The sequence below is a fragment of the Lysobacter sp. ISL-50 genome (assembly GCF_018612875.1).
GTDB lineage: Bacteria > Pseudomonadota > Gammaproteobacteria > Xanthomonadales > Xanthomonadaceae > Lysobacter.
Genome location: NZ_JAGGRI010000018.1, coordinates 34506 through 48252, shown reverse-complemented (window position 1 = coordinate 48252; position 13747 = coordinate 34506). Strand labels below are relative to the sequence as shown.

General features: G+C 67.5%; 13 protein-coding genes. 2 read left to right on the top strand and 11 right to left on the bottom strand.

Going from position 1 to position 13747, the window contains the following annotated elements; all coding sequences use genetic code 11:
* Window positions 1–150 precede the first annotated feature (150 nt).
* Together J7J50_RS11355 and J7J50_RS11350 are read left to right on the top strand one after the other, a co-directional pair.
* The gene (locus J7J50_RS11355; RefSeq protein ID WP_215058093.1) at window positions 151–930 is read left to right on the top strand and encodes an alpha/beta fold hydrolase; all 780 of its coding nucleotides are present in this window, start codon (window positions 151–153) and stop codon (window positions 928–930) included.
* Window positions 931–1039: 109 nt separating this feature from the next.
* Complete coding sequence (locus J7J50_RS11350) at window positions 1040–1408, top strand: RidA family protein (protein ID WP_215058092.1); 369 nt, start codon at window positions 1040–1042, stop codon at window positions 1406–1408.
* A 252-nt stretch (window positions 1409–1660) separates the two neighbouring features.
* On the opposite strand, the gene aroQ is transcribed toward J7J50_RS11350, so the two are convergent.
* From aroQ to ndk, 11 genes are all read right to left on the bottom strand, one after another.
* Window positions 1661–2182 carry a gamma subclass chorismate mutase AroQ gene (gene aroQ / locus J7J50_RS11345; protein ID WP_215058091.1) on the bottom strand — a complete coding sequence of 174 codons (522 nt, stop codon included), beginning with the start codon at window positions 2180–2182 and terminating at the stop codon, window positions 1661–1663.
* A 153-nt stretch (window positions 2183–2335) separates the two neighbouring features.
* Window positions 2336–3472 carry a molybdopterin-synthase adenylyltransferase MoeB gene (gene moeB, locus J7J50_RS11340; protein WP_215058090.1) on the bottom strand — a complete coding sequence of 379 codons (1137 nt, stop codon included), beginning with the start codon at window positions 3470–3472 and terminating at the stop codon, window positions 2336–2338.
* Between the two features lie 149 nt (window positions 3473–3621).
* Entirely contained in the window at window positions 3622–4842 is a 1221-nt protein-coding gene (glp, locus tag J7J50_RS11335) for a gephyrin-like molybdotransferase Glp (protein WP_215058089.1), read from the bottom strand.
* A gap of 49 nt (window positions 4843–4891) precedes the next feature.
* Window positions 4892–5482: a molybdenum cofactor guanylyltransferase gene (locus J7J50_RS11330; protein ID WP_215058088.1), complete on the bottom strand. Its 591-nt coding sequence runs from the start codon at window positions 5480–5482 to the stop codon at window positions 4892–4894.
* Window positions 5483–6096: 614 nt separating this feature from the next.
* A complete protein-coding gene (der, locus tag J7J50_RS11325; protein ID WP_215058087.1) occupies window positions 6097–7497 on the bottom strand; it encodes a ribosome biogenesis GTPase Der in 1401 nt (466 codons plus the stop codon).
* A gap of 467 nt (window positions 7498–7964) precedes the next feature.
* Complete coding sequence (gene bamB / locus J7J50_RS11320) at window positions 7965–9182, bottom strand: outer membrane protein assembly factor BamB (protein ID WP_215058177.1); 1218 nt, start codon at window positions 9180–9182, stop codon at window positions 7965–7967.
* A 17-nt stretch (window positions 9183–9199) separates the two neighbouring features.
* On the bottom strand, window positions 9200–9829 hold the full coding sequence (locus tag J7J50_RS11315) for a tetratricopeptide repeat protein (protein ID WP_215058086.1): 630 nt from the start codon (window positions 9827–9829) through the stop codon (window positions 9200–9202).
* Window positions 9830–9964: 135 nt separating this feature from the next.
* Window positions 9965–10801: a RodZ domain-containing protein gene (locus J7J50_RS11310; protein ID WP_215058085.1), complete on the bottom strand. Its 837-nt coding sequence runs from the start codon at window positions 10799–10801 to the stop codon at window positions 9965–9967.
* On the bottom strand, window positions 10801–11664 hold the full coding sequence (gene pilW / locus J7J50_RS11305) for a type IV pilus biogenesis/stability protein PilW (protein ID WP_215058084.1): 864 nt from the start codon (window positions 11662–11664) through the stop codon (window positions 10801–10803). Before pilW ends, J7J50_RS11310 begins: the two co-directional genes overlap by 1 nt.
* Window positions 11651–12838 carry a 23S rRNA (adenine(2503)-C(2))-methyltransferase RlmN gene (gene rlmN / locus J7J50_RS11300; protein WP_215058176.1) on the bottom strand — a complete coding sequence of 396 codons (1188 nt, stop codon included), beginning with the start codon at window positions 12836–12838 and terminating at the stop codon, window positions 11651–11653. The genes pilW and rlmN overlap by 14 nt, the downstream gene beginning before the upstream one ends.
* A 139-nt stretch (window positions 12839–12977) precedes the next feature.
* Window positions 12978–13403 carry a nucleoside-diphosphate kinase gene (ndk, locus tag J7J50_RS11295; protein ID WP_215058083.1) on the bottom strand — a complete coding sequence of 142 codons (426 nt, stop codon included), beginning with the start codon at window positions 13401–13403 and terminating at the stop codon, window positions 12978–12980.
* Window positions 13404–13747 lie beyond the last annotated feature (344 nt).

Sequence of the window (13747 nt, the reverse complement as noted above, 5' to 3'; positions counted from 1 at the left end):
CTGTCATGCAAACGATGCGCTGGCGGGCATCGTCGCGGCGGGTTATCGTCGCGGTAATCGCACACCGCGCCGGCGGCCGTCTGCGGCCGCAGACCGCGCGTCCTCCGCATCGCTAGGAAGGCTTCCGCATCGATGGCACGTAATCCCCGAATGCTTCAATCGTTGGCTGCATTGGCCGGCGTCGCCGCCGCCGGATATCTGAGCATCTGCGGCTGGATGTACGTCAAGCAACGCGAGCTCATGTATTTCCCCCAGGGCACGCGCCTGGGCGTGGACATGACCGACTACACCATCGCGCGCGGCGACATCGTCCTGCGCGGCTGGCGCCTCAACGCCGGGCGCGACAAGGCCCTGATCTATTTCGGCGGCAACGCCGAGCGCGTCGAGAACATGCGCGAGACCCTGGCGCAGTGGTTTCCCGATCGCACCATCTACCTGCTGTCGTACCGCGGCTTCGGCGCCAGCGACGGCGCGCCGGAGGAAGCGGCGCTGGTCGCCGACGGGCTGGCGATTTTCGACCAGGTCGCGCGCGAGCATCCCGGCCAGCCGATCGCGGTGATCGGCCGCAGCCTGGGCAGCGGCGTGGCCAGCGCCGTGGCCGGCAAGCGGCCGGTGCAGCGGCTGGCGCTGGTGACTCCGTTCGACAGCCTCAGCGAAACCGCGCAGGCGCATTATCGTTGGCTGCCCACGCGCTGGCTGGTGCGCGACCGCTACGACTCCGTCGCCAATCTGCGCGGCTATTTCGGCCCGATCCTGGTCGTGCGCGCGACCGCCGACGACGTGGTTCCGCCGGCCAACACCACCCGGCTGATCCATTCGCTGCAGACCCGTCCGCAAGGCGTGGACGTGGTCCAGCTGAAAGGCGCGGACCATCACAACATCGCTCTGTATCCGGAGTACGGTCAGGCATTGAAGGAGTTCATCGACTGAGCGAAACGGCGAGCGCGCGCCCTCGACAGCCATGGCCGGGACAGTGCCCGGCCGCGCTTTCGCCCTCGCCGCTCACTTTCCAACGCGGTACAACCACGAAGGCGCCATCATGGAACGCAACGCGATCCAGCCCAACGAAGTTTCGTATGCCCAAGCGCACGAGATCAGTGGTTTCCAGCGCTTGTTGTTCATCAGCGGCCAGTTGCCGCAATGCGAGAAATGCGTCCTGCCGAAGGACTTCGACGGCCAATGCCGCCGCGCCTGGGCCAACGTCGAGCAGCAGCTCAAGCAGGCCGGCATGGACTTCAGCAATCTGGTCAAGGTCACGACCTACCTCACCGAGCGCCGCCTGCGCCAGCGCAATTACGAAATCCGCCATGAAATCCTCGGCAAGCACACGCCGGCGCTGACGGTGATCATCGCTGAGTTGTATGAGGAAGGCTGGATGGTGGAGATCGAGGCGGTGGCGGCGGCTTGATTCGGGATTCGGGAATCGGGAATCGGGAATCGGGAATCGGGATTCGATGATGATCCGCAAGCTCAGGTCGTGTCACCGGGCGCGACCTGGCAACCTTGAGCGCGGACTTGCGAAGTCTGTTGTGGGAGGGGCTTCAGCCCCGATGCTTTTCGATCAGCTGTCTTGGATCAGCGCAACCTGAGCGAAAAGCATCGGGGCTGAAGCCCCTCCTACAACAGACCTCGCGATTCGATCGCGCTTGTATTGAATCGGCTAAGGCATCGCGCACAAATCGCCGAACGCACGCGTCAACGCGATGCGATGCAGATCATCCAATCGATGCTGCCGCGCCGCGCGCCGCTGCGCTTCATGAGCGCGCACGACGCAACCTTCTTCCTTCGCTTCCGCCAAGGCCGACGCCAGCGCGTCCAGCAATTCCGCGTTGATCCCATCCAGCCGCTGCCGCACCGGCCCCAGATCGATCGCCGCGGCCGCCTTGCGCAACGGCTGCGCCAGCAAACGGTACTGCACCAGCTTGTTCGCCTCGATCTGCGCCTTGAAGAACGCCGTGGCCTGCTCGCGCGCCAAACCTCGCGCGGCGGCCTGCGCACCGAGTTGTTCCAACTGCGACTGTTCGCGCGCCGCGTCCTCGACCGGCTTGCCCGACTGGCGCTTGCTCGCCGCGACCGTGTCGGCCAGCAACACCCGCTGCGCGCTGAGTTCGGCCAGACGCGTCATCGCCGTCGGCGCTTCGGCGGCCTCGCCGCGGATCGCGCACAGACTCAGCGCGAACAACGCGGCGATGGCGAGTGCGGACGACGCTCGCTTCGCCGATCGGCGAAGCGATTCCGGTCAATCGCGCTCGCACCGCTACGGCCCGCGCCGGCAGATCCAATCGAAGGTTTCATCATCGTCCGATCTCTCCCGTAATACGCGACCGCGCAGCCGTCACTGCGCCGCGCAGAACGCTTGATAGTCGATATACCCCGGAAACTCGCGCCCGGCCGCGCACAGCGGGCATTCGGGGTCCGGCCGCAGCCGGGTCTCGCGGAATCGCATGCCCAGCGCGTCGAAATGCAGCAAGCGCCCGGCCAGCGATTCGCCCAGGCCCAGGATCAGCTTGATCACCTCGGTCGCCTGGATCAGCCCGACCACGCCCGGCAGCACCCCGAGCACGCCGGCCTCGGCGCAATTGGGCGCGGCTTCCGGCGGCGGCGGTTCCGGAAACAGGCACCGGTAACACGGACACACGCCGCGATGGCGCCCGGCGTCGAACACGCTGACCTGGCCTTCGAAACGATGGATCGCGCCGTACACCAGCGGCTTGCCGAGCTTCACGCAGGCATCGTTGAGCAGATAGCGCACCGGGAAATTGTCCGCGCCGTCGAAGACCACGTCGGCCGCGCCGATCAGGCGCTCGACATTGTCCGAGCCGATGCGCTCGGCGAAGGTCTCGACCTTCACCCGCGGATTGAGCGCCGCCAGCGCGATCCGCGCCGATTCGACCTTGGACACGCCGATGCGGTCTTCGGTATGCAGGATCTGTCGCTGCAGGTTGCTGCGATCGACCACGTCGTCGTCGGCCAGCACCAGCGTGCCGATGCCGGCCGCGGCCAGATAGAACGCGGCCGGCGAGCCCAGGCCGCCGGCGCCGACCATTGCCACGCGCGCTGCCTGCAGCTTGCGCTGGCCGGCTTCGCCGACCTCGGGCAGGCGCAGATGGCGTGAATAGCGATCATGGAAGTCGCGCTCGTCGTCGGACTGTTGCGGCACCGTCATCGGCAGGCCCTCGGCGAGCCAGCGCGTGGTGCCGCCTTCGACCGAGGCCACGCGGCGGTAGCCGGCGTCGAGCAGGGTCCGCGCGGCGCGCAGCGAACGCGCGCCGGATTGGCAGATCAGGAGAATGTCGGCGTCGCGGTCGGGCAGATTCGCGTGCGGATCGGCTTCCAGGGCGTCCTTGGCGATGCCCCGCGCGTGTTCGGCGTGACCGGCGGCGCGTTCGTGCGCTTCGCGCACATCGATCAGGATCGCGCCGGCCTGTTGCCGCCGGTGCGCCTGCGCCGGGGAAATGGATTCGATGCTCATGCGGGGATTATCGCCTGTGGCGGGAGCGGCGGCGGGCATGGGGCGCGATGCTGTGTTGCGTCGGGGCGCGCGCCCCTCCCCCCCGGCCCGAACGAATAGCGTTCGGGCGTTCGGTGCCGCGCGAGCCAATGGCTCGCAAACGCGGCACCTCACCCAAGCGCATAAGGCAACACATCCATCACCGCCCCCTCGCCCAGCCGCTGCGGCCCTTCCGGCACCACCATCAACGCATCGGAATCGGCCGCCGCGCGCAGCCGGTGCGAGCCGGTCGCGGGATTGGGGTCCACCCGCAGCACGCCGTCGTCGTCGCTGAGCAGGCGCGCGCGGATGAATTCGCGGCGCGGGTGGGTCTTCTCGATCGACCCGACCAGCCGCGCGCGCAATACCGCGCGCGGCTCGGCGCGGCCCTGCAGAGCGTCGATCAACGCGCGGCCGAAACTCAGGTAAGTCGCCATCACCGACACCGGATTGCCCGGCAAGCCGAGCATTCGCGCCTGATCCATGCTGGCGAACACCAGCGGCATGCCCGGACGCATCTTCACCTTCCAGAAATGGATGCGGCCGAACTCGCGCAGCACCGCCGGGATATGGTCTTTTTCGCCGGCCGAGACCGCGCCGCAGGTGAACACCAGATCGAAGGCGCAGGCCGCGTCGCGCAACGCGATCTCGACCTGCTTGGCGTCGTCGGGCAGACGCGGCCACGCGGTCGGCTCCAGGCCGTCGGCGCGCAGCAGGCCCATCAGCAGGTCGCGGTTGCTGTCGTAGATCTGCCCCGGCGCCAGCGGCATGCCCGGCTCGACGAGTTCATCGCCGCTGGTGAACACCGCCACCGTTGGCCGCCGCCGCACGCTCAGCGAGGCCAGCCCCATCGACGCGGCCAGCGACACTCGCGCCGGCGTCAGCACCTGGCCGGCGCGCAGCACGCGCTCGCCCTCGCCCACGTCCTCGCCGGCGTAACGCACGTTCTGGCCGCGCGCCAGCGCCGGCACGATTACCCGGTCGCCGTCGATGCGCACGTTTTCCTTGATCGCGACCGTATCGGCGCCGGCCGGCATCGGCGCGCCGGTGGTGATGCGCACGCATTGGCCGGCGCCCAGGCTCAGGCCCGCGGCAAGGCCGGCGAACTGTTCGCCGATCAGGCTCAACGCGGTGTGCTCGCCGTCCAGGTCGGCCTGACGCAGGGCGAAGCCGTCCATCGCGCTGTTGTCGAACGGCGGCAGCGACAGCGGCGCGTCCACGTCCTGGGCCAGCACGCGGCCGTGACAGCGCGGCAGGGCCAGGGTTTCGGCGTTCAGCCGGTACTCGGCGCCGACTTGCGCGAGGATCGTCATCGCCTCGTCGAACAACAGGCCGGTCGGGAAATCGGTCATGGGCGTATCGCTCTGCGGTCGCGCGGCGCGCAACGGGTGAATGAGGGCGTCACGGATCCGGATCGGCGATGAAGCCGGCCGCGGCCAGATCCTCGGGCGTGTTGAGATTGCCGAAGCGTAGGCCATCCAGGCGCAGCGCGGTCATGCCGAGTGCGGCCTGCAGCGCGCGCACCGCCAGCGCGCGGCGTTGCAGGGCATCCATGAGCGCCGCGCGCAGCGGTTCGACCGGCCACAGCGCGAACAGCGGCTGCACGCCGTCGTCGTCGATCGCGTAGGCGCCCTGCCCGGTCTGCGCGGCGATCAGCGCCGGCAGCAGGTTTTCGTCCAGGTTCACCGCGTCCACCGGCAGAGTGAACAACCAGGGCGTGGCGCAGGCCGAAGCCAGGGCATCGAGCCCGCCGAGCGGGCCGAGATCGGGAATGACGTCGCCGACGGCGCGCAGACCGTTGGCGGCATAACGTTGCTGGTCGCGATTGGCGCTGACCAGCACCTGCGCGACCCGCGGCGCATAGGCGCGCGCCAGGCGCAGCACCTGCGCTTCGCCATCGCGGCGCAGCCAAGCCTTGTCGATGCCGCCCAGCCGCGATGCGCGGCCGCCGGCCAACAGGCCCAGGGTCAGCTCGGAGGCGGCGATGGTCATGGGGAATGCGTTCGGGGCTTGGGGCTTGAACCGTATTGTGCCCGTTGCCCATCGCCGGCGCGTCGCGATGGAAATGCGGCGGCTGAAGGTCGGCGTTGCTTTGGACTTACTTCGCCCGTGAGGCTTCGAGTCGGGGCTGAAGCCCCTCCCACAAAAGACTTCGTTGCTTCGCGATGCCCTGGTGCTGTCTGGGCTTACTTCGCCCCTGAAGTTTCGCGTCGGGGTTGAAGCCTCTCCCACAAAAGACTTCGTTGCTTCGCGATGCCCTGGTGTTGTCTGGACTTACTTCGCCCTGAAGCTTCGCATCGGGGCTGAAGCCCCTCCCACAAAAGACCTCGTTGCTTCGCGATGCCCTGGTGTTGTCTGCGCTTACTTCGCCTGTGAAGCTTCGAGTCGGGGCTGAAGCCCCTCCCACAAAAGACTTCGTTGCTTCGCAATCCTTCGTTCTCCAGCGTGCTGGCCGATTGTCCACGGCGCAGGGCAACGCACTGCAAGCCCCGCCGAAAAACAAAAAAACCTCGCAGGCCGCGAGGTTTTTTGTGGGAGGGGCTTCAGCCCCGACACCAGATGCGATGCGACTGGCCGCAACGAGGAAGCCGCCGAAGCCGAAACGCTTACTTGCCGCGCTTCACATGCCGGATCAAGCGCTTCTTCTTGGCCACCTGACGCTCGGTCAGCACGTTCTTCTTGCCCTCGTACGGATTGGCGCTGTCCTTGAACACGAACCGCACCGGCGTTCCGACCAGCTTGAAGCGCTTGCGGAAGAAGTTCTCCAGATAGCGCTTGTAGCTGTCGGCGAGCGTGCGCAGACGGGTGCCGTGGACGACGAAGGTCGGCGGATTCAAACCGGCCGGATGGGCGAAGCGCAGCTTGGCCACGTGTCCGCGCACCACCGGCGGCGGATTGGTCTCGTACGCGACTTCCATCGCCTTGGTCACTTCGCTGGTGCCGATTTCGGTGGTCGCCGAGGCGTGCGCGCGATGGATCGCGGCGAACAACTCGCGCAAGCCCGAACCATGCTTGGCGCTGATGCGAATCTTCTCGGCCCATTCGACGAAGGCGAGTTTGCGCGTCAGCAGGTTTTCGGTCTGCTGGCGCTGGTACTCGGTCTGCCCGTCCCATTTGTTGACCGCGACCACCAGCGCGCGACCGGAGTCGAGCGCATAGCCGAGCACGCTGGCGTCCTGGTCGGTCACGCCTTCGCCGGCGTCGAGCATCACCACCGCGACCTGGCAGTTCTCGATCGCCTGCAGGGTCTTGATGATCGAGAACTTCTCGACCGCTTCCTCGACCTTGGACTTGCGCCGCACGCCGGCGGTATCGACCAGCCGGTACAGGCGGCCGTCGCGCTCCATATCCACCGCGACCGAATCGCGGGTGGTGCCCGGCACTTCGGAGGCGATCATGCGTTCTTCGCCGAGCAGGCGATTGACCAGGGTCGATTTGCCCACGTTCGGGCGGCCGATGAAGGCCACGCGGATGCGGTTGGGATCGTTGTCGAGCTCGGCGGTGACGCCGGCCTCGGGCAGGCGCGCGAACACTTCCGCGAACAGTTCGTCGATGCCCTGGCGGTGCGCCGAGGACACGCCGATCGCATCGCGGATGCCGTAGCGGGCGAAGTCGTTGATCGCCGCGCGCACGTCGAGGCCGTCGGTCTTGTTGACCACCAGCAAGGTCGGCCGCGCGGTCTTGCGCAGCCAGGCCAGGATTTCGTCGTCCAGGGCCGAGGCGCCTTCGCGGCCATCGACCACGAACAGGACCAGATCGGCTTCCTCCGCCGCGGCGCGGGCTTGGCGCGCGGTGGCGCCGGCGAGGCCTTCATCGACGCCGGCGATACCGCCGGTATCGACGACCGCGAACGGGCGCTGGCCTTCGGGCCGGCACACGCCGTAGTGGCGATCGCGGGTGACCCCGGGCTCGTCGTGGACGAGCGCGTCGCGGGTACGCGTGAGGGCATTGAACAGGGTGGATTTTCCGACGTTGGGACGACCAACGAGGGCGACTAGGGGCAGCATGTGTTTGAAGCCGGGAATGGAGAATGGGGAATCGGGAATGGAAGGTGCGCGGCTGCGGGCAGCGGCGTCGGCCTTCGGCTCCCGACGGAACTAATTCATGTAGAGCGGGTTTGCGGAGCAGACCATCGTCGAATCGCGGTCATGCCGCCGAATCGACGGGCGTCCGGCGGCCATGAAACCGGTTCTGCGAGGCCGGCCGTCATGAAACAGGCCGCCATAGTGCCAGAGCGGGCGCGAAGACGCTTTCGCGCGCCCGGTTGACCGGGCTTCGGGCCCAGGTCGCCGTGAGCGCGGACGGGCCCGCGGCGGGCGGATACCGATAAAACGAACGGCCCGGAACGGCTGTTCGCCGCCCGGGCCGCGCATGCCGGGACGTGCTATCGGGAACCGGAAGGAAGGCCGCGCAGCGGTAAAACCGCGCCGAACCGTCCCTTCCCTATGCCCGACGACCCGCTGCCTGCCTCACTTCACTGCAGCTTGAACGCAGTCAGCTCGCCCTTGATGTTCTGCACGATCAGCACGCCGTCGGCGACCACCGGAGCGGCCTTGAGCGGCTTGCCGCCGGCGCGGGCGCGCGCGGCGAACTCGCCGGTGTCCAGCTTCATCCAGTGCACGTAGCCGTCGAAATCGCCGACCACGGCGTAATCGCCCTGCACCGCCGCGCCGGTCAGGTTGCGGCGCGCCAGCGACGGCTGCGACCACAAGGCGCTGCCGCCGTTCTTGTCCAGGCCGTACACCGTGCCGGACGGATCGCTGACGATCAGCTTGTCGCCGCTCAGGCCCAGACGGCCGACGCCGCCGTGCTCGCTGGACCACATCGGACGGCCGCTCGGCGCGTCGATCGCCACGGTCTGCTTCTTGAAGCTGGTCGCGTACAAGGTGGTGCCTTCCAGCACCGGAGTGCCGTCCACGTCGGCCATGCGGTCGAGCTCGCTGCGGCCTTCGGGCTGGGACACCGACTGGTCCCAGGTGGTGTGGCCGTCGCTGGAGGCCAGCGCACTGACCGTGCCGTCGTCGTTGCCGACGAACACGAAGCCCGGGCCCACCGCCGGCGAGCCGTTGCCGCGCACCGACAGCATCGGCACTTCATGGTTCCAGAACCAGCGGCGCTCGCCGCTGGCGGCGTCGAACGCGGTGACGCGACCGTCGTTGGAGCGCACGAACACCAGACCCAGGCCGATGCTCGGCGCGGCGATGACTTCGTTGGTGACCTTGGCGGTCCACTTCTCGGCGCCGGTGGCCGCGTCGAGCGCGATCACTTCGCCGTCCAGGCCGCCGATCACGACCAGGCCTTCGCCCGCGCCGGGACCGCCGGACAGGCGGATGTCCTTGTCCTTCTTGTCCTTGTCCTTGCGCTTGGGCACGTAGTGCCAGACTTCCTTGCCGGTCTGCAGATCGTAGGCGTGCACGCCGCCCTTGAGCGCGGCGGCATAGACGCGGCCGTCGGCGACGGTCGGGCCCTGGCCCACGCCGATGCGCTCCTCGCCCTTGCCGGCGTTGACCGACCAGATCTTGTCGACCTTGACGCTGGCGGTGAAGTCGGTGAGTTCGGTCGGCTCGTTCGGCTTGCCGTCGTCCTTCTTCTTGCCGCCGAACCAGCCCTTGACGGTGGAGCAGCCGCTCAGTGCGAACGCGCACAACACGACAGCGGCGGTGGCGCGCACGACGGCGCCGCCGGAGGACATCTTCTGGGCTTGGATCATTAAGACTTGGCCTCGGGCTTGACCGGCGTGCCGCCGGCTTCGGTGAGCTTGAGTTCGAGCAGGCGGCGGCGCGGCGAGGCTTCATCGAGCTTGCCGAGCGCGGCGGTGTAGTCGTTGCGGGCCAGATCGGCCTTGCCGAGCGCGAGCTGGGCGTCGCCGCGGACTTCCATCGCCATCGGCGAGGTCGATTTGTCGAGCAGCTTGACCGCATCGGCCGGCTTCTTGGCGTCGATCAGCAAGCGCGCCACACGCTGATTGACGATCTCGGCGATCGCCGCGTCGTCGGTCTTGATGCCCTGCAAAGTGGCGATGGCGGCGTCGCGCTGGTCGGTCTCGACCTGCGACTTGGCCAGGTCCAGCGAGGCCAGCGTGCGGTACATGCCGTCCGGCAGCGCCTTGACCTTGGCCGCGGCGGCCTTGTCCTTGGCATCGACCGCATCGGTCGCGGCCTGGAACTGCGCGGCGGCCTTGCCGTGTTCTTCGAGCTGGTGGTTGCCCCACCACTTCCAGCCGCCGATCGCGGCCAGGCCCAGGGCGATGCCGCCGATCAGGCCGGCGCCGTTGGCGCGCAACCAGGACAGTACGCGTTCGCTTTGTTCGTGTTCGTCGAGCAGGTCGTCAATCGCCATGATGCGCCGTCGGTAAGCTGGCTGAACGGCCCGCCGCCGCGCGGGCGCGGCGGAATGGGCCGTAATGGACCGGCCCGAAGCCGCACTTGATGCAGCGTCGGGCCGATGAAGGTGTTCGCGGACCCGCGGCGCGGGTCAGTCGGAGACCGGCGCGAGGGAACCGTCAGAGGATAGCGTAAAGCGCGCGACGTTCGCGCGGCTGAACGGTGCCAGATCGACCGGTTGGCCGGCGTTGCGGACTTCGACCGCGGAGGTGTTGCCCAGACGCACGCTGGCGACGTCGCCCGGGTTGTAGCTGCGCTCCTGGCCTGCGCCGAGGATGCCTTCTTCCAGCTTGCTGCCGTCGGTGCCGACGATCTGCACCCAGCTGTCGCCGCTGAACTTCAAATTGAGGGTCTTCGCGGCCTGGGCTTGCGCCTGCGGCAGCGGCGGCGTCATCGATGCGATCAGCGGCGTGCGCTGCGGCGGCGCCGAATCCGCCTGCGCGGCGCCGCCCGCTTGCGACGGCGCGGCGCCCGCCGGACCGGCCGGCAGCGCCGCCATGTCCAGTGATTGCACGGTGGAATTGCTGTTGGGATGACGCGTGGCGATCCAGATCGGCACCGCGATGGCCGCGGTCATGACGATATAGACAGCGCGGCGCGTGGTCTGCTCGAACACGCGGCGGTAGCGCGGCGTGTGGGTGTGGCTGACCAGTTCGGACGGGGCGGTCGAAGCCACCGGCGTGCCGCTCAGCTGGCTTTCCAGGTCGATGCCGACCAGGCGCGCGTAGCTGCGCAGCTGGCCGCGCACGAAAACCGGCGCGCCAATGCTGGCGATGTCGTCGCTTTCCAGCGACTTGACGACACGCGACGGCATTTTCAGCCGTGCGGCCACGTCTTCGATGGACAGCCCCGCTGTCTCGCGAGCCTGTTTGAGACGCGCGCCACAGCTTCCGCCGACCTCAGTCGCGAATTCGTTCGACTGCATCATCACTTACCGCCATCCCCCGATTCGGAGCCCTGCGCGTCAGGGAACTCCGCCCTCATTCGCTGAACGTATCTCGCGGCGGCTGCCGTGTCGCCGAGTTTTTGTTCGATTTGTGACGCAGTCATCAGCGCTTCAGCTGAAATAGGCCCAGCGGCTAATCGCCGTTCAGAAAAGGCCCTCGCCTCGAAGGCCTTGCCCAGGCGCAGCTGGCGCTTGGCCATCGCGCCCAGCGCCATCGAGTTGTTCGGATCGATGGACAGCGCCAGACGCAAATCGGCGTCGGCGCGTTCACCCTGCCCCAGCTTGTCGGCGCAGGCGCCGCTGTTGGCCAGTACCACCGCCGGCGTGGAGTACTGCGGATCGGCCAGGGCGCGGTCGAAATACGTCATCGCCTCGCCGGTGCGCTGGTTGGCGCACAGCCACACGCCGTAGTTGTTGAGCGCCGCGCCGCGGGTCGGCGCGTACTCGGCCGCCTTGCGGTAATAACCGCCGGCCTCGGCGTTTTGGTTGTCGCGCTCGGCCAGCACCGCCATCAGGCTGTAGGCCTCGGCCGAGCGGGGATCGTACTTGAGCGCCTGCTTGAGCTCGTCGCGGGCCTTGGCCACGTCGCCGGCCTCCAGGTAGCGCTGCGCCGACAACGCCCGGCCCATCGCCGCGCTCTTGCCGTCGGCGCCCTTGCGCTTGTCCTTGAAATCGTAGGTCGGGCCGGTGTGCTCGAAGTCGTGACGCTGCAAGTTCGGCTTGATGAAGCTCAAGCGGTTGCAGGCGCCCGCGCCCAGCACGACCAAGGCCGACAGCAGCACCCAGCGGGCGGCGCGAACGCCGCGGCCTTGCGAGGCTTGGAGCGGTGAATCAAGCCGCGGCATCGCCCATATCCCTGCTCTGTCCATCCAAGCCCTGGGCTTGCAGTTGTTTGCGGAACTCGGCCTGGCGCCGGGTGCGGTCCATGACCTGGCCCTTGAGCTGGCCGCAGGCCGCGTCGATATCGTCGCCGCGGGTGCGCCGCACCGGCGCGATCATGCCGGCGTCGTTGAGCAGTTTCTGGAAGGCGCGGATCGCCGCTTCGTCCGGGCGCTCGAAGCGCGTACCGGGGAACGGATTGAACGGGATCAGGTTGACCTTGGCCGCGTCCTTCATCTGCACCGCGTTGTCGAACTGGCGCAGCAGGCGCACCAGCTGGCGCGCATGGGTCGGCTGATCGTTGACGCCCTTCATCAGGGTGTATTCGAAGGTGACCGAGGTGCCGCGCTTGCGCAGCGCGTAGCGCACGCAGGCGTCCATCAGTTGTTCGATCGGGTATTTCTTGTTGAGCGGCACCAGCTGGCTGCGCAGCTCGTCGTTGGCCGCGTGCAGCGACACCGCCAGCGACACGTCGCTGACCTCGCCGAGCTTGTCGATCATCGGCACCATGCCGGCGGTGGACAGGGTGACACGCTTGTTGGCCAGGCCGTAGCCCAGGTCGTCGCGCATGATGCTCATGGCGCGCACGACGTTGTCGAAATTCGCCAGCGGCTCGCCCATGCCCATCATCACCACGTTGGTGAGCTTGCGCTGCTGATGCGGGACGTTGCCGAGGTGACGCGCCGCGACCCAGACCTGGCCGATGATCTCGGCGGTCGAAAGATTGCGGTTGAAACCCTGGGTCGCGGTCGAGCAGAACTGGCAGTTCAGCGCGCAACCGACCTGCGAGGACACGCACAGCGTGCCGCGGCCCTTGTCGGGGATGAAGACCGCCTCGATGGCGTTCTTCGGGTCCATGCCGAGCAGCCACTTGTGCGTGCCGTCGGTGGAAGGCTTGTCGAACACGACCATCGGCGCGCGCACTTGCGCATGCGCTTCGAGCTTGGCGCGCAGCACCTTGCCCAGGTCGGTCATGTCGTGGAAATCGGTGACGTAACGGTGATGGATCCACTTCATCACCTGATGCGCGCGATAGCGCTTCTCGCCGAGGGTCTGCTCGAAGAAGTCTTCGAGCTGGATGCGGTCGAGATCGAACAGATTGGTCTTGCCGTTGTCGGGGACCATGGCGCCGAGGGACATCGGCGCCGTGGTCTTGCCGGTAACGTTTACGATCTCGATGTCCGCGCGCACCGCGGATTCCGTCGTGGGCGTGTCGCCGGCGAGCGGAAGATCGTTTGCGGTGTCGCGGATATCGTTCACGTCGTACTCGTTGCGTGGCTTAGCGCGGATACACGTCGGTGGCCGGGAAGAAGTACGCGATTTCGATCGCGGCATTCTCCAGGCTGTCCGAACCGTGCACGGCGTTGGCGTCGATGCTGTCGGCGAAGTCGGCGCGGATCGTGCCCGGCGCGGCGTCCTTCGGATTGGTGGCGCCCATCAGATCGCGGTGCTTGAGCACGGCGTTGTCGCCCTGCAGCGCCTGGATCACCACCGGACCGCTGATCATGAACTCGACCAGGGCGGCGAAGAACGGACGCTCGCGATGCACGGCGTAGAAGCCTTCGGCTTCCTGCTTCGACAGGTGCTTCATCTTGGAAGCCACGACCTTCAGGCCGGCCTTTTCGAAACGGGAATAGATCTCGCCGATGACGTTCTTGGCGACGGCGTCGGGCTTGATGATGGACAGGGTGCGCTCCAGCGCCATGGAAAGTCTCCGGGTAGGCGGGCCGCTTACGGTCGGCCCTGAGAATAACAGAAAACCCGCGACGAAACGCGGGTTTAGCCGATATGGCTCCCGTAATTCTACATGTAACCGCGAGCCCGTCGCCACACCCTGGATGCGATGGCACACCGGTTTCGGGCGACACCGAAGTCGGTTTCGCGATGAGACCGGGATCGCTCCGGCGCGGCCGGCACGCGATTGTGCAAACCACGACACATTGCCGCCGCCCGGCCGCCCCGCAAACCGACCGATCCGGTCAGGCGGGCGGATTGACGCGCCCTCGCCCCGCGGACTAGCATCAAACAAGCGTTTGATTCATGCCGCCG